The organism is Microbacterium sp. (assembly GCF_052099035.1).
In the GTDB taxonomy this organism is placed as follows: domain Bacteria; phylum Actinomycetota; class Actinomycetes; order Actinomycetales; family Microbacteriaceae; genus Microbacterium.
This window is the reverse complement of record NZ_JBQDSX010000030.1, coordinates 14265-39473: the sequence shown is the minus strand read 5'-3', so window position 1 is coordinate 39473 and position 25209 is coordinate 14265. Positions and strand designations below refer to the sequence as shown.

Sequence of the window (25209 nt, the reverse complement as noted above, 5' to 3'; positions counted from 1 at the left end):
CCGCAGATCCAGAGCTTCGCGCTGTCGATCGGCTTCATCGTCGGCGGCACGATCGTCATGGAGATGGTGTTCAGCTATCCCGGTGTCGGCAAGCTGCTGTTGGATGCGACCAACGCCAAGGACTACGCGCTCATGCAGGGCGTCTTCCTCGTTATCACACTGTCGGTGCTGGTCGCGAACATCCTCGCCGACCTCGCCTATGCATTCCTCGATCCGCGCACGCGTCAGACGGAGGCCTGAGCCATGACGACGACATCCTCGCCGCGCAAGAGCGCCGGTACCCCCGAGACGCTGCTGCTGCGCACGAGCCCGCAGGGCGGCCATCGCCCTGAGCAGAGCTTCTGGTCCAAGGTCGTGGGCGCCTTCGCGATGTTCCGCAACGGCAAGTCGATCACGGGTCTTGCGATCCTCGGCTTCTTCGTGCTTGTCGCGATCTTCGCCGACCTGATCGCGCCGTACTCGCCGACCAAGGTGAACAACGCTGCACGCCTGCAGCCGCCGTCCGCGGCACACTGGCTCGGCACGACGCACATCGGCGAAGACGTGCTGAGCCAGGTGATCTACGGCACCCGCGGTGTGATCGTCGTCGGCTTCCTCGCCGCGATCATCGCGACGCTCATCGCCATCACGGTCGGTGTGATCGCCGGATACTTGTCGGGCTGGAAGAGCGAGGCGCTCTCGGCGCTGACCAATGTGTTCCTCGTGATCCCGGGGCTCCCACTGATCATCATCGTCGCCTCGATGTTCGAGGATCCGCCGCTGGTGATCATCGCCGCGGTGCTCGGTATCACGGGGTGGGCGTGGGGTGCGCGGGTGCTGCGTGCGCAGACGATGTCGCTGCGCAACCGCGATTTCATCCAGGCGGCCCGCGCGAACGGCGAACCGCTGAGCCGGATCATCACGGTCGAGATGCTGCCGAACCTCATGGCACTCATCGCCGCGAGCTTCGTCGGCACGGTGACCGCCGCCATCCTCGGGCTCACCACGCTGTCGTACATCGGCGTGATCCCGGTGACCACCTACAACTGGGGCACGATCCTGAACTGGGCATCCGCCCAGGGCGCCTTCGGCCAGAACCAGTGGTGGTGGTACATGCCTCCGGGGCTCTGCATCGCCGCGATCGGCGTCGCACTGTCGCTGATCAACTTCGGCATCGACGAGTACGTCAACCCGCGCCTGCGCTCCGCCGGAGAACGCGCCCGCGCCATGAAGAAGAAGGGCCTCGACGTCAATGACGCCGTGACCGCCGTTCGCACCGACCTGAAGAACTCTGGAAATGACTGAAACGCTCGCTGCCACCCACCCGTACCGCGATCCCGCCCTCTCGATCTCCGAGCGCGTCGCCGACCTCCTCGGGCGGATGACGCTCGAGGAGAAGGTCGGTCAGATGCTGCAGCTCGACGCGCGTGACGATCTCGACGACCACGTGTTGCGTCGGAACGCCGGATCGATTCTGCACACTTCGCCGGAGCGCATCGTCGCAGCGCGCGAGCTCACCCTGCGCACGCGCCTGCAGATTCCGCTGATCGTCGGCGAGGACTGCGTCCACGGTCACTCGTTCTGGCCCGGCGCGACGATCTATCCGACACAGCTGGGCATGGCAGCATCCTGGGATGCCGCGCTCGTCGAGCGCGTGGCACGTGCGACCGCCGTCGAGGTATCGGCCACCGGCATCCACTGGACGTTCTCGCCGGTCCTCTGCATCGCCCGCGACCTGCGCTGGGGCCGGGTGAACGAGACGTTCGGCGAGGACCCGCACCTCATCGGCGAGTTCGCGAGCGCGATGGTGCGCGGCTACCAGGGCGATGGCCTCGATGACCCGACCGCGATCCTCGCAACGGCGAAGCACTTCGCCGGATACTCCGAGACGCAAGGCGGACGGGATGCCAGCGAGGCCGACATCTCGCGCCGCAAGCTCATCTCCTGGTTCCTGCCGCCGTTCGAGCGCGTCGCCCGCGAGGGATGCCGCTCGTTCATGCTCGGCTACCAGACCACCGACGGCGTGCCGATCACGCTCAACGAGTGGCTGCTCAGCGATGTGCTGCGCGGCGAGTGGGGCTACACCGGCACACTCATCACCGACTGGGACAACGTCGGCCGGATGATCTGGGAGCAGCGCGTGCAGCCCGACATCACGCATGCCGCGGCCGCCGCCGTGAAGGCCGGTAACGACATGATCATGACGACGCCGACCTTCTTCGAGGGGGCGTTGGATGCTGTCGCTTCCGGGATGCTGACGGAGGATGCCTTCGATGCTGCCGTCGCACGGATCCTGACGCTGAAGTTCGAGCTGGGGCTGTTCGAGAACCCGCGCACCCCGCGCGCCGATCTCGACACGGTTGTCGGTGCGGATGCGCACGCCGAGCTCAACCTCGAGGTGGCCCGGCGCTCGCTCGTGCTGCTGGAGAACGACGGGCTGCTTCCGCTTGCGCCCGCCGAGACGAAGCGCATCGCGGTCGTCGGCCCGCTCGCCGACGACGATCAGGAGCAGCTCGGTGACTGGGCGGGCGGTTCCGGCCAGGCGGGCTGGCTCGACGGACAGCCGCGCGAGATGATCACGACCGTGCTCGACGGGCTGCGCGAGATCGCCCCGTGGGAGGTCGTGCACGCTCGCGGCGCGGACATCATCGCGCTCGAGCCCGATCCCGCCGGTGCCACCTGGCCGGATGGGCAGCCGAGGCCGCCCGTCGTGAGATCGATTCCGGCAGACGAGGTGCAGATTGCCGAGGCGGTCGCTCTTGCCGAGGGAGCGGATGCCGTCATCGCCGTCGTCGGCGACGCACGAGGACTCTACGGCGAGGGACGATCGACGGCGACGCTTGAACTGCTCGGCGGTCAGATCGCGCTGCTGGATGCACTCGTCGAGACCGGCACGCCTGTGGTCGTCGTGCTGATGGCATCGAAGCCGCTGGTACTGCCGGCATCCGTTTCGAGGGCCGCGGCTGTGCTGTGGGTTGCGAACCCGGGCATGCAGGGCGGACGAGCGATCGCCGAGCTGATCACCGGAGCTATCGAGCCGACAGGCCGCTTGCCGATCTCGTTCGCCCGGCATGCCGGCCAGCAGCCGACCTACTACAACCAGATCCGCGGCCAGCACGGCGACCGCTATGCCGACCTCACTCAGTCACCAGCATGGGCATTCGGGGAGGGACGGTCGTACACGACCGTCGCGTACGACGATCTGACTCTCGAGCAGCCCGAGCTCGTGGCATCCGACACCATCGCGGCGTACGTGACGGTCACGAACACCGGCGATCGCCCGACGATCGAGACGGTGCAGGTCTACGTGCGGGATGCCGTCACGAGCGTGAGCTGGGCGGATCGTGAGCTCAAGACGTTCCGGCAGGTGTCGCTTGCGGCGGGGGAGAGCGCGCGTGTGCGTCTCGATCTGCCCGTCACCGAATGCACGATCGTGGATGCCGCGGGCAATCGCGTCGTGGAATCCGGGGAGTTCGCACTGCTGGTGGGTCCTTCGTCCCGCGAGGACGTACTGCTCTCCGCCCCCTTCACCGTCTCCTGACGTCGGCTTCGTCTCGCTCCGCTCGCTCACCCCAGTGATCCCTGAGCCCCCACCCGTCGGTCCCTGAGCCTGTCGAAGGGTCGAGCCCACTCCCGCCGGCCGAATGCTCTCTCTCCGCGGGTCATTGAGCGAGCGCCAGCGAGACGAAATGGCTTGAGCGACGAGTCGAAAGCGCTGTAGCCAATTCAGCTCGCCGGATGTTCAGCCTTCGTATACACAATCATCCATTTTCGTATACGTTAAGAACATGAGTGAACGACTGATTCACGGAAAGCCCGCAACTGACGAGCAGATTCCGGCATGGGCTGATGAGGCCGAAGCTGGTTATGACCTCTCGAAACTTCCCAAACCGCGCCGGGGACGCCCGCCTGTGGGCGACGGACCTGGTGCGGTCGTTCCGGTGCGGTTGGACGCCGCGACTGTCGCGGCATTGGAGGCTCGCGCTGAGGCTGAAGGAATCACTACACGCTCAGAAGCAATCCGCGCCGCAGTGCGTGAATGGGCGCACGTTGCCTGAACTGCACCAATCAGCCCGGAAGCACTACGAGCGCGACCGGCTCGATGATGTAGCAGTTCTTTATGCCGCCGCTCACGTCTTGAACTCACGGCCCGCGCTCAGTACCTCGACCAGATCTGACGGCACCGAAGGGTCCCGTTGATCGGTTGCGCTCGGGGCGAAGCGACCGTTGCCTCGAGCAACGGAGACGGCAAGGATGGTCGGACTATGAGATCCAGCGAACCGATGCCGGGCAACCCGTGGCCGCACGACATGTCGATCACCATTGAGGACAGGCCGAACAGCCTCCTGGAGGTGCTCTGGGTCCGGGAAGCACATGAACTCAAGCCTCACGGTGATGACCTCCCTCCGGTGCTGCTGGATACGCCTGTGACCATTCAAGGTCTCGCGGTCACCGCCAAGACTCGCGACGAGTGGGAGGCTGCATGGCCCAGCATCTGGCATGCCGCCCTGGCGCACGCGGGTCAGGACAATGACCCACGACTGTTCGATCAGCTGCACACCACCGCGGACGGGTCGATCGAACGCGCCGATCTCCTCCACCGAATAGTCGGACCCAACTGGCGCGACACCTTCGGAGACGGTGCATTCGACGACGACTCGCACAGCATCTGGTCGCAACGCGGCATGGATGCTCACCTGTCGACTCTGCCGACGCGATTGGAGGACCAGCCCGAGCGGCGCGATCTGGCCGCGCTGATCCCGGCATGGCGAGCAGGCCTTACGAAAATCGTGAGCATCCCCTGCGCAGGCGAATTCACGCGCAGAGTCGGCGAGAATGCCCTGCTCATGACCTCCGCAACGCGTGAGAACAGCGACAGCTACCGGCGTGCGCTGAGCACGTTCGCATGACCAACCCGGAAAAGCGTCGATCAGCACTCAGGACCATGCTTCGTCACCACGCGCCCGAACCGCCATCTTTCTCCACAGCAGCGAGCATGGACGTCTCCTTCGCTGAGTCGCCGTTCCACGCCTTCAACCAGTCGGGGCATGGCAGATCGGCGAGCCCAGTTTTACCACTAGCTCGATCTGCCGTGAACGAGCCGCAGGCGTAGAGCGCATTGGATTCCTGCGTCAATCCCCCGCCAGTAGTTGCGCTTGTCGCCACGAACACCGAGATGCTGACCGAATCCGGTTCGTTATCGAGTTCATAGATAGTGGTGCCGCGCCGCAGCTCGGCCGTCGTTTGGGCGTCTGGCTCAACAAGCACATGCGCTGCAACCGAGGCAAGGGCGTCTGGCGACATCTGGACGCTGGGATCCGTCGCCACAACCTCATCAAACGATGCGCCGATGTAGTCCGCACTCACCGCGATACCTTCCAGCGCTCGACGCTGCGACTCTCCCGCTGCCACGTACAGGCCGGAACAGCCGGTAAGACCGAACGCGAGGAGCATGGTCGCGGCAGCAGCAATCGGGGCTCTCAGAAGGACAACTGTGCGTGCTATGGCTGCGTGTTTCCCCAACAGTTGAGCCCAACGACTTCGTGGACGAACCTGGCGGCCTCGGCCGCATCCCAGAGGGGCGCCCCTGACTCAGGCTGCATAGATGTCCTGCGCGCTCCTGAGGACCGACGCTTTGAAGAACGGGTTCGACACCGAGCGCTCCATGATGAGGTCAATTTCTCGACCGACAATCCGTTCTAGCTCGAACTTCAGGTCGAAGTAGTCGTCGAACAGATTCTCCCGCTCGGGCTGGAAATCGACGAGAAAATCGATATCGCTCGTCTCCGGATCGAAGCGGTCAGTGAGTGCCGACCCGAAGACACGGAGCCGTTCCACGCCGTACCGCTCGCAGGCGCGATGGATCGCGTCGATGTCGAGGAGCCTGGCGGTTTCCATGCATCCAGTCTCGCAGATGGGATGCCACGCGGCCAGGCATCTGCTCAGTCGTGAACAGCGGCGATCGCTTCGATCTCTACGAGTTGATCGGCATATCCGAGAACGGTGACTCCCAGGAGTGTGCTCGGCACGTCGTGATCAGTGAACGTTTCGCGCACGACGTCCCACGCTGTGACGAGGTCAGCTCGCCGTGCTGACGCAACGAGAACGCGGGTGGTGATGACGTCGTTGATGTCAGCGCCGGCCTCTGCGAGGGCGACGGTCATGTTCTCAACGCACTTTGCGGCCTGAGCTGCGACGTCTCCGACTCCGGCTGTAGACCCATCGTCATTCAGAGGGCACGAGCCGGCGAGAAAGATCAATCGTGCCTCCGCTGGAGCCGTGGCGGCGTACGCGTACGGAGCCACGGCAAGCGAGGATGAACGTATCAGGGTTACTGCGCTGGGCACGTTGTACCTTTCACTGATCGAGACAGTCCAACGCTACCGATATTCGCAGACTCAGAACGGGTGGTCACGCCGTACTCTGGGGAGGTGCCGACCGGGTTGATGCGTACGGAGCGTCTGCTGCTCCAACCGATGGGCGCGGGCGATGGTCAACGACTTTTCCCGCTGTTCAACGATGACTCCGTCTGGTGGTACGCGCCGGACAGCAGACACCGCGATCCATCATCGACTGAGGCTTATGCGGCCAGAGCTGGAAGACGATGGAAGCAGGATGCTCTGAGCTACTGGGTCGCTGTCCTTGCGGAGTCGCCAGATGTCGTCGTCGGCTCTGGCGGTGCGCAGCGTCACCGCAGCGGAGTGTGGAATCTCAACTACCGGATCGTGCCTGACTTTCAGCGCCAAGGGTTCGGCGTCGAACTCGCCCGTGCCGGCATTGAAGCGGCGAACACGGCGGATCCTGATCTCGCCGTCGTTGCATGGATCGACTCGATCAACGTGCAATCGCACGCAACCGCCCGAGCCGCTGGTCTTCACTTCGTGGGCGAAGGCGTCGACTCGTCGGACGGCACGACGCGGCTCGCGTTTGCTGACCGTATGTGGTCCCCGGCCCCAGCCGGCTGAACTCCCTGTGAAGGCGAAACCTCGGCAGCCGGGGCGAAGACCACGGCGGTAGGCTCGACGAATCCGCGTGTGTGCGATGCGGACCGAGGGAGTGCGATGCGGCGTGGTCTGATCAGCGGAGGCGTACTCGCTGTCCTGTGGTTTCTCTGCGGGTGGGTACCGTTCTTTCTGTACTCGGCCGGCGGGAGCATGGCGACTCTGGCTCAGCTGGTTCCCTCCCCCATGAGCCGCGGGGTCTTCGGAAGCCCGGTCTTGTGGGCGACGATCGTGCAGATACTGATGGCGGTCGCGCTCGTCGCCGGGTTCGCCGTGCTTGCCTCCGCATTCTCGACGGCGCGCGCTGCCTTCGCCGCCGGATGGCTCGCCGCCGTTCTGATCGCCTTCGCCATCGGTGCTGTCCTGGATCTGGGGAATTTCGTCTCGTGGGTCGGGGACTTCGGCATCCGTGGCGCCGCTGGAACCATGGGTGCTGCGTCTTTGACGACCTTGTGGGCGGTGCTTGTGGGGTGGATTCCAGCGCTCGTGTGGGTACGGTCGGGACGGCTGCCGGACTCCGATTCGATGCCTTCGCGCCGCCGCTCCGGTGCGCCGGCGCCGACTGTGGTCATCTCCCTCTTGGCCGCCGTCGCGCTGATAGCTCTTCCGTTCGCGGCCGTCGCCGGCCACAACGCGACGCAGGAGCAACTGCGCGAGGATCAGGCGGCGGCACAGGTGCAGGCAGATCCGGAAGGAGCAGCTGCCCCGGATCCGTCCGCACCGGGTGAACCGGTGCCGACGTCGGCGCCCTCCGAAGAGAGCTCGACCGAAGGCGCGTGCACGTCGGCGGATACGACGATCCTGGCACCGGCGCCGGATGCCGCGACCGGACATCGAGGGCAGGCGCTGTCGCTCGTGAATGTCTCGGAGGAGCCGTGCGTCGTCGACGGGTATCCGGACGTCGCGTACGGAGACCAGAACGGGCATCTTCTTGACGTGACGATCGAGCATGGCCGTTCATTCATGGCGGAGGACCCAGGCGCGTCGCCGATCACTCTCCAGCCGGGGGAGTCGGCTTCGGCGGTGATGGGGTGGGATGCGAACTCGGTGCACGGGCAGCTTGCGGCCCGCAGTCTGTGGGTCGCGGTGCTCCCGGGAGAGGAACGGTCCACCTGGGAGATCTCGTTGGACATCGTCCCGGGCGCGATCGTGCATGTGACCGCTTGGCAGGCAGCCACTCCGCCAGGGGGCTGATGACTCCTGCCATCGAGGCGACCCCCTCCCGCACTACAGTTGATCTGGCCCTTCCCGGGCCGCCAACCCTGGAGTCTGCATGACAACCGTCGACGAGCGTTCCCGCTACCGGCCGAACCCGTCTGTGCTCGACGCGCTGAAGTCGCCGAGGCTACTGACCCGCGAAGTCCTCGCAGGCCTCGTCGTCGGTCTCGCGCTGATCCCTGAGGCGATCGCGTTCTCGATCATTGCCGGGGTCGACCCGAAGGTCGGGCTCTTCTCCGCATTCGTGATGGCCGTCTCGATCGCCTTCGTCGGTGGCCGTCCTGCGATGATCAGTGCGGCCACGGGTGCGGTTGCCCTGGTGATCGCTCCGGTGATGCGCGAGCACGGGATGGATTACTTCATCGCGACGGTCATCCTCGCGGGGATCTTCCAGGTCTTGCTTGCCGTGCTCGGGGTCGCGAAGCTCATGCGCTTCATTCCGCGCAGTGTCATGGTGGGCTTCGTCAACGCCCTCGCGATCCTCGTCTTCATCGCGCAGCTCCCGCATCTGATCGACGTGCCCTGGCTGGTGTATCCACTGGTCGCCGGCGGCATCCTGATCATGGTGCTGATGCCGCGCATCACCAAGGTGATCCCCGGGCCGCTGGTCTCGATCGTCCTCGTCACCGCGGTCGTGGTGATTTTTGCGCTCAACGTTCCCACGGTCGGCGACGAGGGCGAACTGCCCCGGAGTCTTCCCGAGCTCTTCGTCCCGAACGTTCCGCTCACCTGGGAGACTCTCGCGATCATCGCACCGTTCTCACTCGGGATGGCGCTGGTCGGCCTGCTCGAATCGCTCATGACGGCGAAGCTCGTCGACGAGATTACCGACACCCACTCGCGCAAGACGCGCGAGGCCTGGGGGCAGGGCGTCGCGAACATGATCTCCGGTTTCTTCGGCGGCATGGGCGGCTGCGCGATGATCGGGCAGACGATGATGAACGTGAAGGTCTCCGGCGCCCGCACCCGGATCTCAACATTCTTCGCGGGCGTTTTCCTGCTCGTGCTCGTCGTCACCCTCGGCGACATCGTCGCCATCATCCCGATGGCAGCCCTCGTCGCCGTGATGATCATGGTGTGCGTGGCGACATTCGACTGGCACAGCATCCGACCGTCGACCCTCAGGCGGATGCCGAAGAGCGAGACGATCGTCATGCTCTCAACCGTCGTGCTCGTCGTGATCACCTCGAACCTCGCCATCGGCGTCGTCGCCGGTGTGCTCGTGGCATCCATTCTTTTCGTGCGCCGCGTCGCGCACTTCGCGACCGTCACGAGGACGGTGACAGCGGATGCTGCGCACTACGTCGTCGACGGTGAGCTGTTCTTCGCCTCGAGCAACGACCTCACCACCCAGTTCGAGTACGCAGATGACCCGGAGCGCGTCGTCATCGATCTGTCGCGCTCGCACATCTGGGACGCGTCGACGGTGGCGGCGCTGGACGCGATCCAGACGAAGTACGTCGCACACGGCAAGCGTGTGGAGCTCGTGGGGCTGAACGATGCGAGCGGACTGTTCCACGGGCGGCTCAGCGGCGGGTTCCCGCCCGCCTGATCACGGCATGGCAACGAGCCGCCGGTAGCGGCGATTCCGAATGCCGAGCAGGATGGACGCCGCGGCGGCAGCTACGACAGACGCGGTGAGGATCGCGACCTTGCTGTGGTCGTAGTGCGGGCTACCCGCGGCGAAGCTCAGCTCGGCCACGAGCAGAGAGACGGTGAATCCGATGCCGGCGAGGATGCCGACGCCCGCGATGTCGATCCAGCGCAGGGACGGATCCAGGTTGATGCGGCGGATCCTGGTGATGAGCCAGGTCGCTACTGTGATGCCGATGGGCTTGCCGACCACGAGGCCTAGGACGATCCCGATCAGCACCGGATCTGTGAGCGCTGAGGCGAATCCATCGACGCCGCCGATCGCGACGCCTGCGGAGAAGAACGCGAACACCGGAACGGCGAAGCCTGCGGAAAGCGGCCGGAATCGATGCTCGAAGAGCTCGGCGAGGCCCGGCCCGGCGTCCGCGGATCGATCGGCCTTCTTGTGCAGCACAGGGATCGTGAACCCGAGCAGTACGCCGGCGATAGTGGCGTGGATCCCCGAGGCGTGCATCAGGGCCCACGCGGCGAATCCGATGGGCAGCAGGATCAGCCAGGCAGCACCAGGACGAACATGGAAGAGCTGCCGGAAGCGCTGTGCGATCGCACCGTAGACAGCGATCGCCACGAGCGCGAGCAGCAGCGGCACGAGCTCGATGGACTCGGTGTAGAAGATGGCGATGATCCCGATCGCGATGAGGTCGTCCACGACAGCGAGAGTCAGCAGGAAGATCCGCAGAGCGCTGGGCAGATGCGATCCGATGAGCGCGAGAACGGCGACCGCGAATGCGATGTCGGTCGCCGTCGGGATCGCCCAGCCGTGGGCCTCACTTGTAGTGGTGCCCACAACTGACACGTAGAGAAGCGCGGGGACGGCGACGCCTCCCACAGCGGCGACGATCGGCACGATCGCAGTGCTGGGCTTTCGGAGATCGCCGGCGACGAACTCGCGTTTGAGCTCGAGTCCGACGAGGAAGAAGAAGATCGCCAGCAGGCCGTCGGCAGCCCACGCGCCCAGCGAAAGCTTCAGATGCCACGGTTCGTAGCCGATCTCGAAGTCGCGGATCGCGAAGTACGAATCAGCCCAGGGCGAGTTGGCCCAGATCAGCGCGATGGCTGCGAAGGTGACCAGAAGTATGCCGCCGACCGTCTCCTTGCGCAGGATCTCGGTGACGCGGATCGACTCTTCTCGGGATGCCGAGGGGAAGATGCTGCGTACGCGGGAGAAACGGGGCTTGGGTGACATGAAGCGGCTTTCGGGTCGACGGCGATGACGTCGACCAGGCTTCCCGACTCTCCGCGGACTAGCCTATCCGAACGGCTCAGGTGCCGCGGTTTGCACGCCCGCTGAGTCGTGCGGTGGTTCCTCGCACGATGAGTTCGAACGGCAGTGCGGCGTGCGCGGTTGACTCCGCCGTGGCCTCGAGCTTCGCGAGCACGGCCTCTGCCGCCCTCTCGCCCTGCGCGAGCGGGAATTGGTCGACCGTCGTGAGACGGAAGAACTCGCCGAGCTCGTGCCCGTCGATGCCGACGACGGAGAGGTCTTCGGGCACCCGGTAGCCGAGATCGCGCGCCGCGAGCACCGCGCCGATCGCCATTTCATCGGATGCTGCGAACACCGCCGTCGGGCGCGCCCCTGGCCGCCCGAGCAGCTGCTTCGCAGCACGGTACCCGCCCTCGACGGTGAAGTCGGCTGGCTCCAGATATGCCGGATTCGGGGTGATCCCAGCATCCGCCAACGCCTTCTCGAAACCGAGCCGGCGGTGGGTGGGAATGTGGAAGTCGATGTCGAACTCGGGGTTCGCACCGATGTGTGCGATCTCGGTATGGCCGAGGCTCAGCAGGTGCTCGGTCGCAAGCTGCGCGAGCGCGCCGTCATCGACCGTGAGCGTGTCCAGGCCCGGGTTTGGACCGCCGATTGCGATCACCGGCAGCCCGAGCGCGATCAACTGCCCGGTCTCCTGCTCGTCGAGCTCGATCGATACCGCGATCACGGCATCCACGCGCTGTCGGCGCAGCGCCGTCTCGAACACGTCTTTTCGCGCGTCCGCGTCGGCGGTGATGTTGTAGAGCGTGATGTCGTAGCCGCGGCGCATCAGCGCGCTGGAGACTCCGGAGAGCACCATACTGAAGAACCAGCGATCGAGGAACGGCACGACCACACCGATGTTCCTCGTGCGCCCCGATGCCAGGCTCGATGCCCGCGAGGAGACGACGTAGCCGAGCTCCTGCGCGGCCAACTGCACCTTCGCTCGAGATGCCGCGGACACATAGCCGCGACCGCTGAGGGCGCGCGAGACCGTGGCTGTGGAAAGTCCGGCCTTGCGCGCGACCTCATCGATGCTGACCATGCGGCAGTATCAGCCCTTCGTGTACCAGGCGGCGTGATCTGTCGGCACAGCGGTGCCGTCGAACGGCTGGCTCTGCACGACGAACGTCACGTCGTCACCGAGGTCGAGGGGCTCCGCGCCGAGGTTGGCCACGACATGCAGGTCACCGCGGCGGAAGGCGATGGCCGCTTCTCCCCGGTCTTCCCACACCAGCGAGCCGGTGCCGAGCCCGCGCTCGCGGCGCAGGCGCAGCAGCTCCTTGTACAGGTTGAGCGTGGACGCGGCATCGGGAGCCTCGACGTCGCGAGCGAATCGAGCCCACTCATCGGGCTGCGGCAGCCACGCGTCGCCGGTGGTGTTGAAGCCGTATGCCGGAGCATCCGCCTCCCATGGGATCGGCACGCGGCATCCGTCGCGACCGTAGCGCTCACCGTTCGTGCGGAACCAGGTCGGGTCCTGGCGGAACGCGTCGGGGATATCCATGGCCTCGGGAAGCCCCAGCTCCTCGCCCTGGTACAGGTAGGAGGAGCCGGGGAGAGCGAGCATCACCGTGGTCGCCGCGCGAGCGCGAGCCAGGCCCGTCGCCTCGTCGGGCTTGCCGGCCGAGAGCGGTCCGATGCCGTCGCCCTGCGGGCTGTCGGCGGTGAGCGCCAGGCGTGAAGCGTGACGGATGACGTCGTGGTTCGAGAGCACCCAGGTGCTGGGAGCGCCGACCTTGCCGAACTCATCAAGCGACTCACGGATGACGTCGCGGATCTTCGTGGCGTCCCACTCGGTCATCATGTACGGGAAGTTGAACGTCTGGTGCATCTCGTCCGGGCGCACCCACAGAGCGGTCTTCTGCAGCGTCGGCAGCCAGGCCTCGCCGCACAGCGCGCGGTCGCCGTCGTACTCGGCGAGCACCTCATGCCAATCGCGGTATATGTCGTGCACGCCGTCCTGACCCCAGTACGGCACGTCGTCCTCGCCGCCGCCCATCGAGTCCGATTCGGTCGGAGGGGTGTAGTCGGGAAGTCCATCGGCCTTGATCATGCCGTGGGCGACATCTACCCGGAATCCGTCGACGCCACGGTCGAGCCAGAACCGCAGCACGCCACGGAACTCCTCGCGCACTTCTTCGTTCGTCCAGTCGAAGTCCGGCTGCGAGGGGTCGAAGATGTGCAGGTACCACTGCCCGAGCGTGCCGTCGGGCTCGGTGATGCGGGTCCACTGACCGCCACCGAAGACGCTCTCCCAGTTGTTCGGGGGAAGCTCGCCGTTCTCGCCCTTGCCGTCGCGGAAGATGTAGCGGGCGCGCTCGGGGCTGCCCGGCGCCGCCTTCAGCGCCTGCTGGAACCAGACATGCTGGTCGCTGGAGTGGTTCGGGACGAGGTCGACGATGACGCGGATGCCGCGGTCATGAGCGCCGGCGAGCATCGTGTCGAAGTCGGCGAGCGTGCCGAACAGCGGGTCGACGTCGCGGTAGTCGGCGACGTCGTATCCGGCATCCTTCTGCGGACTCGTCATGAACGGGCTCAGCCAGATCGCGTCGATGCCGAGGCTCTTCAGCGCCTCCAGTCGGCTCGTCACGCCCGGCAGATCTCCGATGCCGTCTCCGGAGACGTCAGCGAAGGAACGCGGGTAGATCTGGTAGATCACGGCGCTGCGCCACCACTCGGAACCGGGCGCGGCGAACTGCTCAAGCTCTGTCATGGGGACAGCATACTGTAAACGCTTGCAGACCCGCTAGATCGCCGATAGAAACGGTTCGGCGTCGCGTCAGCCGCCGAGCACGATGTTCGCGGGGGCTTCGCCGCGCAGCATCCGCTCGACCTGCTTGCGGATCAGGCGCGCGATCCGCGGGTTCATCGCGGTCGATGCGCCGCCGACGTGCGGTGAGATGAGGACCCCGGGCGTCTTCCAGAGCGGATGCTCCGCCGGCAACGGCTCCGGGTCGAGAACATCGAGCGCCGCGCGGATACGGCCCTGCTGGCGTACGAGCGCATCGGTATCGATGAGGGTGCCGCGACCGACATTCACCAGGAGTGCGCCGTCCGCCATGCGGCCGAGCATCTCGTCGTTGAACAGGTGATGCGTCGCCGCGCCGCCGGGGAGGGCGAGGATGACGATCTCCGCGTCTTCGAGCAGCGCGGGGAGCTCATCGATCGCGTGCACCTGCACGCGCCCCAGCCGCTCGTGCCATACCGGCCGGGCCGTGCGAGCGACGACGGTGAGGTCGATCTCGAAGGGCTCCAAGCGCATCGCAATCGCCTCGCCGACCCCGCCGAAGCCCACCAGAAGAACTTTGCGATCGGCAAGGCTGTCGGCGAATACCGGGGACCACTGGCCATCCTGCTGAGCGAGGACGAAGCGGGGGAGCTGCCGCTGCGCGGCCAGCGTCAGTGCGAGCGCGATCTCCGCCGTGGACGTCTCGTGGACGCTCGCGGCGTTCGCGAACGGGATGCCTTCCGGCAAGCGGTCGGCAACGCCGTCGTAGCCGATGGACTGGCTCTGGACGAGACCGACGTCGACGCCCTCCAGGGCATCGAGAAATGCCCCGCCGCCCATGTACGGCGGCACGACCAGGTCGATGCGCTCACGCGGCGCAGGAGATTGCAGGTCCCAGACCTCGAGCTCGACGTCGTCGGGCAGCGCGCCGATGTTCTCGGCGAGTCGTGCGGTGGGAACGGTGACGAAGAGGCTCACACCCCGAGCCTATCGACTGTGTTCCCCGCCCCGGAGTACGCTCGGCCTCAACCCCACCGGAGGAGACGTCATGATTCCTGAGATCAACTACTGGGCCGTGCTGCTCGCGACGCTCTCGACCATGGTCATCGGCACGCTCTGGTACGCGCCGAAGGTGTTCGGCACGCGCTGGGCGCGGCTCGCGAACGTCGATCTGTCCGGCTCGGCACGCAGTGCGGTGTGGCCGATCATCACCACGGTCATCGTCAGCTTCATCACGGCATGGGTGCTCGCGGGAGCATCCGCCATCGCCTGGCACTTCTACGGCGGGTCTTTTTTCAGCGGAGCGATTGTGACGGCGATCCTGCTGTGGGCCGGGTTCACCGCCGCACGGTTCATCACGCACGACGCCTTCGAAGGGCGCCCGACGGCGCTCACGACGCTGAACATCGCTCACGAGTTGGTCACGGTTCTCGTCATGGCGGTGATCATCGGCGTCTGGCCTCCTGCCGGCACCGTCTGAGAGGTCGAGGCTGGGACCTGACCTACGCGGCGACGCGGGCGACGGCGGCGATCGCGCTCGTGAAGAAGCCCAACCCGTCGATGCCCGACCGCATGGCGTCAGCCGTGTCCGGTCCGAAGCCGGCCTCGGTGGCATGCTCGGGGTGCGGCATGAGCCCCACGACGTTCCCGGCCTCGTTAGTGACTCCGGCGATGTCGCGCAGCGACCCGTTCGGGTTCACGCCCGCATAGCGGAAAGCCACGAGGCCCTCGCCCTCGAGTCGATCCAGCGTCTCCTCAGAGGCGACGTAGCCGCCCTCGCCGTTCTTCAGCGGGATGACGGTCTCCTGGCCGCGGCGGAATTCATTCGTCCACGCGGTGTCGGAGTTCTCGACCGTGAGCTTCTGGTCGCGCCGCACGAAGTGCTGGTGGTCGTTGCGGATCAGCCCGCCGGGCAGCAGGTGCGCCTCAACAAGCATCTGGAAGCCGTTGCAGATGCCGAGCACCGGCATGCCCCGTCCGGCAGCATCCTTCACCTCGGCCATGATCGGCGAGAGCGCGGCGATCGCACCGGAGCGCAGGTAGTCGCCGTAGCTGAACCCGCCGGGCAGGACGAGAGCGTCGACGCCCTCGAGATCGTGCGAGCCGTGCCAGAGGGCGACGGCCTCGCCGCCGGCGAGCCGAACGGCGCGCTGTGCGTCGCGATCGTCGAGCGATCCCGGCCATGTGATGACGCCGATGCGTACGGTCACTGGATGACCTCGATGCCGACGACGTCCTCGATCACGGAGTTGGAGAGCACGTCCTCGGCGATCTTCTTCGCCTCGGCGAGGACCGCATCGGTGACCTCGCCGTCGACGGTGAGCTCGAAGCGCTTGCCGATGCGGACGTCGCTGAAGTCACTCACCCCGAGGCGCGCGAATGCGCCGGAGACGGCCTTCCCCTGCGGGTCGAGCAGTTCAGACTTGGGCATGACGTCGACAACGATGGTGGGCATGAATGGCTCCGGAAGTCGCGGGAAGGCGGGCACGCCCAGTCTACTGGGCGCTCAGGAATGGAACACGGTGTGCAGATCGCCGATCGCTTCGCGTCCGCCGAGCCCGTCGATCTCGAAGAGCACCGCGATGCCGACGACGTGCGAGCCCAGGCGCTCGATCAACTGACGTCCCGCGGCCAGCGTGCCGCCTGTGGCGAGGACGTCGTCGATCAGCAGCACGCGGGATCCGGTCGGCAGGTCGTCGTGCATCTCGATCGTGGCGTTGCCGTACTCCAGCGAGTAGTCCACGGATGCCGCGGGCCGGGGCAGCTTGCCCGCCTTGCGGATCGGGATCAGGCCGACATCTGCCGCGATCGCGGCGGTTCCCGCGATCAGGAATCCGCGTGCTTCGATGCCGGCGACGTAGTCGAACGTGCCGGCGAAGGGCTCGATGAGCGCCTCGGTGGTGGCGCGCAGCGCGTCGCGGTCGGCCAGCAGCGGCGTGATGTCGCGGAACAGGACGCCGGGCTCCGGATAGTCCGGGATGCTGCGGATCAGCGATTCGGCGCGGGCGAGGGCGGGTGACTGGTCGCGGGAGGGCACCGCTCAAGGGTACCCGTCCTGTAACGACGGTCCGCGACGCTTGACAACCGTGGGAGCGCTCCCATATCGTTACTCGTCGGCCGTGGGAGCGCTCCCATGTTCGATGAGCCAAGCAGTGAACCCCACCCGCACAAAGGAGTGAACCGTGAACACACCCATCCGTCGACGGATGCTGGCAACAGCTGCCGTCGCGTCCATCTCTGCCCTTGCCCTCGCCGGCTGCGCCTCGTCCGGCGACAGCGACGCAGGAGCCGGTGACGACGAGAAGATCACTCTCACCGTCACCACGTTCGGCACCTTCGGCTACGAAGACCTCTACAAGCAGTACGAGGACGAGCACCCGAACATCACCATCGAGGCATCCAACATCGACACCGGCGGAAACGCCCGTACCGACGCCTTCACCAAGATCGCCGCAGGCTCCGGCCTCAGCGACATCGTCGCCATCGAAGAGGGCTGGCTCGGCGCCATCATGGACGTCTCCGACACCTTCGTCGACCTGCGCGATTACGGCATCGAGGATCGCAAGGATGACTGGGTCGACTGGAAGTACGCGCAGGGCACCGACGCCGAGGGCCGCGTGATCGGCTACGGAACTGACATCGGCCCCAGCGGCATCTGCTACAACGGTCCGGCACTCGAGGCCGCAGGTCTCCCGAGCGACCGCGAGTCGGTTGCCACGCTGCTCGACGGCGACTGGGAGAACTTCTTCGCGGTCGGTCAGGAGTACACCGACAAGACCGGTAAGGCCTGGTATGACCACTCCGGCTTCGTCTGGAACTCGATGGTCAACCAGCTCGACGAGGGCTACTACACCGCTGACGGTGAGCTGAACGTCGAGGGCAACGCGGAACTCAAGGAGCGCTTCGAGCTTCTGGGAGCTGCGACCGAGGGCGGCCAGTCGGCCGCGCAGGCCGCATGGGACTGGAACGGCGGAAAGTCGTTCGTCGACGGCACCTTCGCGACCTTCGTCTGCCCCGGATGGATGCTGGGCACGATCGCCGGCCAGCTCGAAGCCGGCGGCGGCGACGCATCGACCGGTTGGGACTTCGCCGATGTGTTCCCCGGAGGAGCTGCCAACTGGGGCGGCGCATTCCTCGCGGTGCCCGAGACGTCTGAGCACAAGGAAGCAGCCGCGGCTCTCGCCGACTGGCTGACGCAGCCCGAGCAGCAGGTCAAGCAGTCCGCGGCCGCCGGCAACTTCCCGTCGACGATCAAGGCCCAGGAGGAGCTGGCAGCTGCCGCGACTCCGAACCCGCTGTTCAACGATGCACCCACCGGCGCGATCCTCGCCGAGCGTGCAAAGGGCGTCGTCGCGCAGTTCAAGGGCGCGGATGACTCGGTCATTCAGGAGAACGTCTTCGGACCGGCGCTCAACTCGCTCGACCGCGGCGAAACCGACACCGCCGGTGCGTGGAAGCAGGCCAACGACCTTCTGAACGAGCTCGTCGGATGATCACTTCGACAGGCTCGGTGACCGAGCCGAAGATCTCCGTGACCGAAAGCTCGGATGCTGAGCCTGTCGAAGCATCACGTCCCGCGCGTCGCCCCCGCGATCCGCACGGCGCTCGTCCCTCGTGGCGCCACCGCGTCTCCCGGTTCGATCAGAAGTCCTCGCCGTACTTCTACATCTCGCCGTTCTTCCTGGTCTTCGGACTGGTGGGGCTTTTCCCGCTTCTCTACACCGTGTATGTGGCGGTGTTCGACTGGGATCTTCTCAAGGGTCAGGGCGACTTCGTCGGGGTCGGCAACTTCGTCGAGATCCTCGGCGACTCGATGTTCTGGAACTCGATCTTCAACACCCTGAGCATCTTCCTGCTCTCGGCCATCCCGCAGCTCGCCGTAGCACTCGTCGTCGCCTATCTCCTTGACCGGGGGCTTCGTGCGCCGACGTTCTGGCGGATGAGCATCCTCATCCCGTTCGTCGTCACCCCGGTCGCCGTGGCGATCATCTTCTCCAGCATCTTCAACGAGGCCGATGGCCTCGCCAACAACCTGCTGAACCTCATCGGCATCGTCGATCAGGAGTGGAAGCACAACACGTTCCTCTCGCACATCGCGATCGCGACGATGGTCAACTTCCGGTGGACCGGGTACAACGCGCTCATCCTGCTCGCCGCGATGCAGGCGGTGCCGCGCGACCTCTACGAGTCCGCCGCGATCGACGGTGCAGGCCCCATCCGCCGCTTCTTCTCGATCACGATCCCGACCATCCGCCCGACCCTCATCTTCGTGATCATCACCGCGACGATCGGCGGGCTGCAGGTCTTCGCCGAACCGCGGCTGTTCGATGTGTCCACCGCCGGCGGCATTGGCGGCAGCGACCGGCAGTTCCAGACCACGGTGCTGTTCCTGTGGGAGATGGCGTTCTTCCGCCGGAACCTCGGTGAAGCATCCGCCGTCGCGATCCTGCTGTTCCTGCTCATCGTCGGAATCGGAGTGATCAACTTCCTGCTCACCCGGCGGATCTCTACCGGTGATGCACCCCCGAACCGTGCGGCCCGGCGCCGCGCTCGTAAGAGCACGGCCCAGAAGTCAGGAGCACAGCGATGACCGCGACGCAGGCACTTAGCGTGCCGGAGAAGATCCGTCGTCGTCGGGGTGCAGGCACAGGCGGCACCGCGGGCGTCGGGAGCCGGCCCGGCTTGCTCACCTATGGGCTGCTCGCCGCCTTCATCATCGGCAGTGTGTATCCGCTGTGGTGGTCTGTCGTGGTCGCCAGCGGCACGAACTCCACCCGCGGCGAGACCCTCCCGATGATCCCGGGCGGAAACTTCTTCGCCAACGCGGCCAAGGTGCTCGACGCCATTCCGTTCTGGCTCGCGCTGGGCAACTCGTTCGTGATCTCGGCGGTCATAACCCTCTCGGTCGTGACCTTCTCGACCCTCGCCGGCTACGCCTTCGCGAAGCTGCGCTTCAAGGGACGAGACGGGCTCATGATCTTCGTCATCGCGACGATGGCGATTCCGACCCAGCTGGGCATCATCCCGCTGTTCATGGTGATGCGCGAACTCGGCTGGACCGGCTCGATCGGCGCGGTCATCGTGCCGACGCTGGTGACCGCGTTCGGCGTGTTCTTCATGCGCCAGTACCTCGTCGACGTCATCCCCGACGAGCTCATCGAAGCCGCGCGCATGGATGGCGCGAACCAGTTCCGCACTTTCCTCACCGTCGGGCTGCCCGCGGCGCGGCCGGCGATGGCGATCCTCGGACTGTTCACCTTCATGACGGCGTGGACCGACTACCTGTGGCCGCTGATCGTGCTCTCCCCGCAGAATCCGACCTTGCAGACGGCGCTCAGCCAGCTGCAGTCGGGCTATTACATCGACTATTCGATCGTGCTCACCGGTGCGGTGCTCGCGACCCTGCCCCTGCTCATCCTCTTCGTGGTGGCAGGCAAGCAGCTGGTCAGTGGCATCATGGCGGGCGCGGTGAAAGGATGACCTCTATGACCAGGCCCTTCCCCGAGAACTTCCTCTTCGGCGCGGCCACCGCCGCGTACCAGATCGAGGGGGCGACGTTCGAAGACGGGCGCACCGCCTCGATCTGGGACGAGTTCAGCCGTCTGCCCGGAGCAGTCGTCGGTGGCGACAACGGCGATGTGGCATGCGACCACTATCACCGGTACCAGGACGATGTCGCGCTGATGCGTGACCTCGGCCTGCAGACGTACCGCTTCTCGACCTCGTGGTCACGGGTGCGCCCCGACGGCGGTGCCGTCAACGAGAAGGGCATCGACTTCTACAAGCGACTCGTCGACGAGCTGCTCGGTGTCGGCATCCTGCCTTGGTTGACGCTCTACCACTGGGATATGCCGCAGGCGCTGCAGGAGCGCGGCGGCTGGACGAATCGCGATGTCGTCGACAGGTTCCTCGACTATGCCGGAACCATGCACGATGCGCTCGGCGACCGCGTGAACGTCTGGACGACGCTGAACGAGCCGTGGTGCTCGTCGTTCCTCTCCTATACGGGTGGCGAACACGCCCCCGGGCACACGAGCATCGCGGAGGGGCTGCTCGCAGCCCACCACCAGTTGCTCGCACACGGCGAGACGATCCGCGAGCTGCGCTCACGAGATGCGAGCCTGAATCTCGGCATCACGCTCAATCACACGGTCACGGACCCGGCCGACCCGCAGAACCCTGCAGATGTGGATGCTGCCAGGCGAGTGGACGGCCAGTTCAACCGCTGGTTCCTCGACCCGATCTACCGCGGCGAGTACCCCGCCGACATTGTCGAGGACATCCGTGCCGTCGATGCGGATGCTGTGGCGCAGTTCGAGTCGGCCATCCGCAGCGGTGACCTCGAGACGATCTCGCAGCCCATCGACACGCAGGGCGTCAACTATTACCACGGGGACCTGCTCTCGGGCACGGCACCCGAGCACCCGCCCGTCTCGGGAGGGCCGGCGACCGAGCGCGCTCGCCGCAGTCCGTATCCCTCGGATGCCGGCATCCATGCCGTTGAACGCGGCCTGCCGCGCACGGCGCAGAACTGGGAGATTCAGCCCGAGGGCCTGACCCGCCTGCTGCACCGACTGTCCGACGAGTACACCGCCGAGCGCGGTGTGACCCTCTACGTCACCGAGAACGGCGCGGCTTTCGATGATGTCGTCGCCGCCGACGGCCAGGTGCATGACGCGGATCGCACCGACTTCGTGCGCGCTCACCTGTCGGCCGTGCTGGATGCCGCTGATGCCGGCGTCGACGTCCGGGGCTTCTTCTACTGGTCGCTGATGGACAACTATGAGTGGGCATGGGGCTACGACAAGCGCTTCGGCATCGTCCGCGTCGACTACGACACCCAGCAGCGCACCGTGAAAGACAGCGGCCACGAGTACGCTCGGATCATCGCCGCACGCTCCCTCTGACTGCCGGGAGACGCGGCAGAAAGGAGAGCCGTGCCCTCGCGTGCGACGATCGAAGAGGTGGCCGCCGCTGCCGGTGTGTCCCGGTCCACGGTGTCTCGCGTGGTCAATGGCTCGACCTCCGTCAGCCCGGAGGCGCTCCAGGCGGTGCAGTCGGCGATCGCCGAGCTCAACTACGTACCCAATCGCGCCGCGCGATCGCTGGCCTCGCGGCAGACGAACGCGATCGCGCTGATCGTTCCTGAAGACACGACGCGCTTCTTCCGCGACCCGTTCTTCGCGTCAATCGTCGCCGGCATCACCGGTGCGCTGGGCGGCTCGGACTACCTGCTGAATCTGCTGATCGCCAGCGACGACCCCGGTGACAAGATGACGAGTTTCGTGCGCAATGGCGGTGTCGACGGTGCTCTGATCGTCTCGCATCACAGCAGTGACGCGTTCGTGGAGCGGATGGCGGATGCCGTGCCCGTCGTCTGGGGTGGCAGGCCCGTGCACCAGCGACCGAGCGAGTACGTCGTCGACGTCGATAACACGGCGGCCGCGCGCATGGCGACGCAGCATCTCATCGATCTCGGACGCACCCGGATCGCGACGATCACCGGGCCCCTGACGATGCTCGCCTCCGTCGATCGCCGACAGGGCTTTCGTGCAGCGCTGGCGGATGCCGGGCTCTCTCCGCTCGCGGAGGTGGAGGGCGACTACAGCGAGACCAGTGGCGCAGAGGCCGTCCGACGGGTGCTCGCCGACGGGCGCCCGGACGCGATCTTCGTCGCCAGCGACCTCATGGCGCGGGGCGCCCTGACCGCGTTGCTCGCCGAGGGCCTGCGAGTTCCGGAAGATGTCGCTGTGGTGGGCTTCGACGATTCGCCGGTGGCGCTCAGCGCGGAACCTCAGCTGACGACGGTGCGCCAGCCGATGTACGAGATGGGCGAGACGATGGCCGCGGTGCTCCTGTCGCGTCTGCGCGGTGAAGAGCCGCCCCCCGTCACGATCCTGTCGACCGAACTGATCGTTCGCGCATCGGCGTGAGGGGCGAACCCCATGTGGCGGCCGTCCCGATCTGCTGACCTTGTCCCGATCTGCTGACGAATCGGCGGAAAAGGTCCGCTGATCGGGACCGGCCCAGCAGATCGGGCGCGCTGTCGGGCTAGGCCAGCTAGGCCAGCTGCGCTTTGAGCGTGTTGTTCCACGGGTCGCTGAAGGTGAGCGTGCGCCCGTCGTCGGCGACCTGTGTGCCGAAGTGCGTGAGCCGCTCGCCGAGTTCGCCGAGAGCGTCGGCGTTCGGCAGCGCGAGATCGACCTGGCCGAGGCCGAGGGCTGGCATCCGGGGGCCAGCACCGCGAGAGTTCCAGACGTTCATGGCCATGTGGTGGTGGTATCCGCCGGCGCTGACGAACAGCGCCTGCTCGCCGAGGGATGCTGTCGCGTCGAAGCCCAGGCGCTGCACGTAGAAATCGCGCGCCGTGGCGACATCGCCGACAGACAGGTGCACGTGGCCGATCTGGGCGGGGGCCGTGTCGGTCGGCTCCTCGCCGAGGTGCTCCTGGAGGAACGTATTCGGGTCGAGGTAGAGGGTTGCCATCTCGACCTCCCCGTGCGTCCACGACCACTCGGAGCGATCGCGATCCCAGTACAGCTCGATGCCGTTGCCCTCGGGGTCGGTGAGGTAGAACGCCTGGCTGACGAGGTGGTCGGCGCTCCCGGTGAATGTCTGCGGTGCGCGCTGCGCGACCGACGCGAGAGCGGATGCCAGGGCCGCCTGCGACTCGAACACGATGGCGGTGTGGAACAGGCCCGCCGAGCCCTGGGCTGCGTGGCTGAGCGAGGGGGAGTGCTGGAGGACGACGATCGGTGTGCCTGCGCGGCCGAGGACGACCGAGTCGCCTTCGGCGCTCAGCGCCTGCAGGGTGATGACGTCGCGGTAGAAGGCCGTCATCGCGTCGAGGTCGGCGACGAACAGGGTGACAGCTCCCATTGTTGTTGCCGCGGCAAGTTTTTTGTTCATGTCGGTTGAAACCCCCGTCCTCGCGAATCTATTCCGAGTATCGTCTGGATCATGGCGAACATCGACCTCAACTCGGATCTCGGTGAGAACGTCCCGGATCGAATCGTCAGCGATGACGTGAGGATGTTGGACCTCGTCACGAGCGCGAACATCTCGTGCGGTTTCCATGCCGGCAGCCCCGAGGGGATCCGTGCGACGCTCGCCGCCGCCGTACGCGCCGGTGTCGTCATCGGTGCGCACCCGAGCTATCGCGACTACGAGAACTTCGGCCGACTCGACGTCGAGATCGACTCAGCGACGCTGCAGGCGCAGGTCGAGTACCAGCTCGGTGCGCTGATCGGACTCGCCTCGGCTGCCGGCGGGACGGTTTCGTACGTCAAACCGCACGGCGCGCTGTACAACACGATCGCCCGAGACGAGCAGAAAGCGTCGGATGTCGTCGCGGCTGTCCGTGCGATCGACCCGGGCCTGGTGCTGCTGGGGCTCGCGGGTGGAGTGGTGCTCGATATCGCGGAGCAGGCAGGGCTCGCCGTGGCATCCGAGGCGTTCGCCGACCGCGCGTACCTGCCTGACGGGCAGCTCGTCTCGCGCGCCCAGGACGGCGCCGTGCTCCATGACCCCGTCATCGTCGCCCAGCGGATGGTTCGCCTTGCCTCGGAAGGGGTGATCCGCGCGATCGATGGAACCGACGTGCACATCGATGCGCAGTCGATCTGCGTGCACGGCGATAGCCCAGACTCGGTCGCGATGGCCGCCGAGACGAAGCGTGCGCTTCAGGATGCCGGAGTCACGATCACCCCGTTCGTGCGGAGGTGACGTCATGCGGATCCTCACAGCATCCGATCGCGCGCTTCTGATCGAAGCCGCGGATCTCGACGAGGCCATGTGCTGGAACCTCGCGTGGGAGAACCTGCCCGGCGTCATCGAGCGGGTGCCCGGCGCGCGCACGGTGCTCGTGCGATTCGATCCGGCGCTGACATCTGCCGCGGAAGTCGCCGAGGCGCTGACGGCTGAGCGGGTGGATGCTGGGCACCGGCCGCCCTTGCGTGAGGCGACGATCCCGGTGCACTACGACGGAGAGGACCTTGCGGAGGCGGCCTCTGTGCTTGGCGTCTCGGTCGAGGAGCTCGTGCGGCGCCATCTCGCTGCGCGGTGGCGGGTGGCGTTCTCGGGCTTCGCGCCCGGTTTCGGATATCTCGTCAGCGACGACCCGCTGTTCGACGTACCGCGCAGGTCATCGCCGCGCACGCGCGTACCGGCAGGATCGGTCGCACTTGCCGGACGATTCACCGGTGTGTATCCGCGGGAGAGTCCGGGTGGCTGGCAGCTCATCGGCCGCACGGATGCCGTCATGTGGGACATCACGCGCGACCCGCCGGCACTGCTGGTGCCGGGAACGGCAGTGACGTTCGAGCCGGCGGAGGCGGGTTCTTCTCGCGGGCCGTTGAGCGAGGGGAGCGAGACGAAACGCG

At 66.3% G+C, this 25209-nt stretch carries 27 protein-coding genes; 16 read left to right on the top strand and 11 right to left on the bottom strand.

What is annotated here, in order from left to right; translation table 11 throughout:
- The 5 genes from ACTIAO_RS10685 to ACTIAO_RS10665 all read left to right on the top strand — a co-directional run.
- Positions 1–240 (top strand): ABC transporter permease subunit (locus ACTIAO_RS10685; protein WP_441906253.1); only part of this gene is annotated, 240 nt, incomplete at its 5' end.
- A gap of 3 nt (positions 241–243) precedes the next feature.
- Complete coding sequence (locus ACTIAO_RS10680; protein ID WP_441906252.1) at positions 244–1284, top strand: ABC transporter permease; 1041 nt, start codon at positions 244–246, stop codon at positions 1282–1284.
- Positions 1277–3520 carry a glycoside hydrolase family 3 N-terminal domain-containing protein gene (locus tag ACTIAO_RS10675; RefSeq protein WP_441906251.1) on the top strand — a complete coding sequence of 748 codons (2244 nt, stop codon included), beginning with the start codon at positions 1277–1279 and terminating at the stop codon, positions 3518–3520. Before ACTIAO_RS10680 ends, ACTIAO_RS10675 begins: the two co-directional genes overlap by 8 nt.
- A gap of 247 nt (positions 3521–3767) precedes the next feature.
- Complete coding sequence (locus ACTIAO_RS10670; protein WP_441906250.1) at positions 3768–4037, top strand: ribbon-helix-helix protein, CopG family; 270 nt, start codon at positions 3768–3770, stop codon at positions 4035–4037.
- A gap of 207 nt (positions 4038–4244) precedes the next feature.
- Positions 4245–4889 carry a hypothetical protein gene (locus ACTIAO_RS10665; RefSeq protein WP_441906249.1) on the top strand — a complete coding sequence of 215 codons (645 nt, stop codon included), beginning with the start codon at positions 4245–4247 and terminating at the stop codon, positions 4887–4889.
- Positions 4890–4932: 43 nt separating this feature from the next.
- Here ACTIAO_RS10665 and ACTIAO_RS10660 read toward each other — a convergent pair whose 3' ends face one another.
- The 3 genes from ACTIAO_RS10660 to ACTIAO_RS10650 form a co-directional block, all read right to left on the bottom strand.
- The gene (locus tag ACTIAO_RS10660) at positions 4933–5433 is read right to left on the bottom strand and encodes a hypothetical protein (protein WP_441906248.1); all 501 of its coding nucleotides are present in this window, start codon (positions 5431–5433) and stop codon (positions 4933–4935) included.
- Between the two features lie 138 nt (positions 5434–5571).
- Complete coding sequence (locus tag ACTIAO_RS10655) at positions 5572–5877, bottom strand: nucleotidyltransferase family protein (protein ID WP_441906247.1); 306 nt, start codon at positions 5875–5877, stop codon at positions 5572–5574.
- A gap of 44 nt (positions 5878–5921) precedes the next feature.
- Complete coding sequence (locus ACTIAO_RS10650) at positions 5922–6326, bottom strand: RidA family protein (protein WP_441906246.1); 405 nt, start codon at positions 6324–6326, stop codon at positions 5922–5924.
- A gap of 84 nt (positions 6327–6410) precedes the next feature.
- Here ACTIAO_RS10650 and ACTIAO_RS10645 point away from each other — a divergent pair, with 84 nt between their 5' ends.
- The 3 genes from ACTIAO_RS10645 to ACTIAO_RS10635 all read left to right on the top strand — a co-directional run bounded on the left by ACTIAO_RS10645 (position 6411) and on the right by ACTIAO_RS10635 (position 9750).
- Positions 6411–6944 (top strand): GNAT family N-acetyltransferase, encoded by a 534-nt coding sequence (locus ACTIAO_RS10645; protein WP_441906245.1) that lies wholly within the window; start codon positions 6411–6413, stop codon positions 6942–6944.
- A 189-nt stretch (positions 6945–7133) separates the two neighbouring features.
- Complete coding sequence (locus ACTIAO_RS10640) at positions 7134–8174, top strand: DUF4232 domain-containing protein (protein WP_441906244.1); 1041 nt, start codon at positions 7134–7136, stop codon at positions 8172–8174.
- A gap of 79 nt (positions 8175–8253) precedes the next feature.
- Positions 8254–9750: a SulP family inorganic anion transporter gene (locus tag ACTIAO_RS10635; RefSeq protein ID WP_441906243.1), complete on the top strand. Its 1497-nt coding sequence runs from the start codon at positions 8254–8256 to the stop codon at positions 9748–9750.
- Here the strand turns inward: ACTIAO_RS10635 and nhaA are convergent, their stop codons facing one another.
- From nhaA to ACTIAO_RS10615, 4 genes are all read right to left on the bottom strand, one after another.
- A complete protein-coding gene (gene nhaA, locus ACTIAO_RS10630; protein ID WP_441906242.1) occupies positions 9751–11037 on the bottom strand; it encodes a Na+/H+ antiporter NhaA in 1287 nt (428 codons plus the stop codon).
- 76 nt (positions 11038–11113) lie between these two features.
- On the bottom strand, positions 11114–12142 hold the full coding sequence (locus tag ACTIAO_RS10625) for a LacI family DNA-binding transcriptional regulator (protein WP_441906241.1): 1029 nt from the start codon (positions 12140–12142) through the stop codon (positions 11114–11116).
- A gap of 9 nt (positions 12143–12151) precedes the next feature.
- Positions 12152–13813, bottom strand: a complete 1662-nt coding sequence (locus ACTIAO_RS10620) for a glycoside hydrolase family 13 protein (RefSeq protein WP_441906240.1) — start codon at positions 13811–13813, stop codon at positions 12152–12154.
- Between the two features lie 66 nt (positions 13814–13879).
- Positions 13880–14806 carry a 2-hydroxyacid dehydrogenase gene (locus ACTIAO_RS10615; protein WP_441906239.1) on the bottom strand — a complete coding sequence of 309 codons (927 nt, stop codon included), beginning with the start codon at positions 14804–14806 and terminating at the stop codon, positions 13880–13882.
- A 70-nt stretch (positions 14807–14876) separates the two neighbouring features.
- Between ACTIAO_RS10615 and ACTIAO_RS10610 the strand changes: the two genes are divergently transcribed.
- The gene (locus ACTIAO_RS10610; RefSeq protein WP_441906238.1) at positions 14877–15308 is read left to right on the top strand and encodes a DUF1761 domain-containing protein; all 432 of its coding nucleotides are present in this window, start codon (positions 14877–14879) and stop codon (positions 15306–15308) included.
- A 22-nt stretch (positions 15309–15330) separates the two neighbouring features.
- Here ACTIAO_RS10610 and purQ read toward each other — a convergent pair whose 3' ends face one another.
- The 3 genes from purQ to ACTIAO_RS10595 are packed head-to-tail and all read right to left on the bottom strand — an operon-like array spanning position 15331 to position 16865.
- The gene (gene purQ / locus ACTIAO_RS10605; protein WP_441906237.1) at positions 15331–16038 is read right to left on the bottom strand and encodes a phosphoribosylformylglycinamidine synthase subunit PurQ; all 708 of its coding nucleotides are present in this window, start codon (positions 16036–16038) and stop codon (positions 15331–15333) included.
- Complete coding sequence (gene purS, locus ACTIAO_RS10600) at positions 16035–16283, bottom strand: phosphoribosylformylglycinamidine synthase subunit PurS (protein ID WP_441906236.1); 249 nt, start codon at positions 16281–16283, stop codon at positions 16035–16037. The genes purQ and purS overlap by 4 nt, the downstream gene beginning before the upstream one ends.
- Before the next feature lie 51 nt (positions 16284–16334).
- Positions 16335–16865, bottom strand: coding sequence for an adenine phosphoribosyltransferase (locus ACTIAO_RS10595; protein ID WP_441906235.1), 531 nt, complete (start codon positions 16863–16865; stop codon positions 16335–16337).
- 145 nt (positions 16866–17010) lie between these two features.
- Here ACTIAO_RS10595 and ACTIAO_RS10590 point away from each other — a divergent pair, with 145 nt between their 5' ends.
- From ACTIAO_RS10590 to ACTIAO_RS10570, 5 genes are read left to right on the top strand one after another with little or no spacing between them, the layout of a single operon-like run.
- Complete coding sequence (locus ACTIAO_RS10590; RefSeq protein ID WP_441906234.1) at positions 17011–18321, top strand: ABC transporter substrate-binding protein; 1311 nt, start codon at positions 17011–17013, stop codon at positions 18319–18321.
- The gene (locus tag ACTIAO_RS10585; RefSeq protein WP_441906233.1) at positions 18318–19418 is read left to right on the top strand and encodes a carbohydrate ABC transporter permease; all 1101 of its coding nucleotides are present in this window, start codon (positions 18318–18320) and stop codon (positions 19416–19418) included. The genes ACTIAO_RS10590 and ACTIAO_RS10585 overlap by 4 nt, the downstream gene beginning before the upstream one ends.
- Complete coding sequence (locus tag ACTIAO_RS10580; RefSeq protein ID WP_441906232.1) at positions 19415–20308, top strand: carbohydrate ABC transporter permease; 894 nt, start codon at positions 19415–19417, stop codon at positions 20306–20308. The genes ACTIAO_RS10585 and ACTIAO_RS10580 overlap by 4 nt, the downstream gene beginning before the upstream one ends.
- Before the next feature lie 5 nt (positions 20309–20313).
- Positions 20314–21735, top strand: coding sequence for a GH1 family beta-glucosidase (locus ACTIAO_RS10575; protein WP_441906231.1), 1422 nt, complete (start codon positions 20314–20316; stop codon positions 21733–21735).
- Between the two features lie 30 nt (positions 21736–21765).
- Positions 21766–22761 (top strand): LacI family DNA-binding transcriptional regulator, encoded by a 996-nt coding sequence (locus ACTIAO_RS10570; RefSeq protein ID WP_441906230.1) that lies wholly within the window; start codon positions 21766–21768, stop codon positions 22759–22761.
- Between the two features lie 127 nt (positions 22762–22888).
- Here the strand turns inward: ACTIAO_RS10570 and ACTIAO_RS10565 are convergent, their stop codons facing one another.
- Positions 22889–23737, bottom strand: coding sequence for a VOC family protein (locus ACTIAO_RS10565; protein ID WP_441906229.1), 849 nt, complete (start codon positions 23735–23737; stop codon positions 22889–22891).
- A gap of 51 nt (positions 23738–23788) precedes the next feature.
- Here ACTIAO_RS10565 and ACTIAO_RS10560 point away from each other — a divergent pair, with 51 nt between their 5' ends.
- Positions 23789–24553, top strand: a complete 765-nt coding sequence (locus tag ACTIAO_RS10560) for a LamB/YcsF family protein (RefSeq protein WP_441906228.1) — start codon at positions 23789–23791, stop codon at positions 24551–24553.
- A 4-nt stretch (positions 24554–24557) separates the two neighbouring features.
- On the top strand, positions 24558–25209 hold a 652-nt coding region (locus ACTIAO_RS10555; RefSeq protein WP_441906227.1), incomplete at its 3' end, for a 5-oxoprolinase subunit B family protein.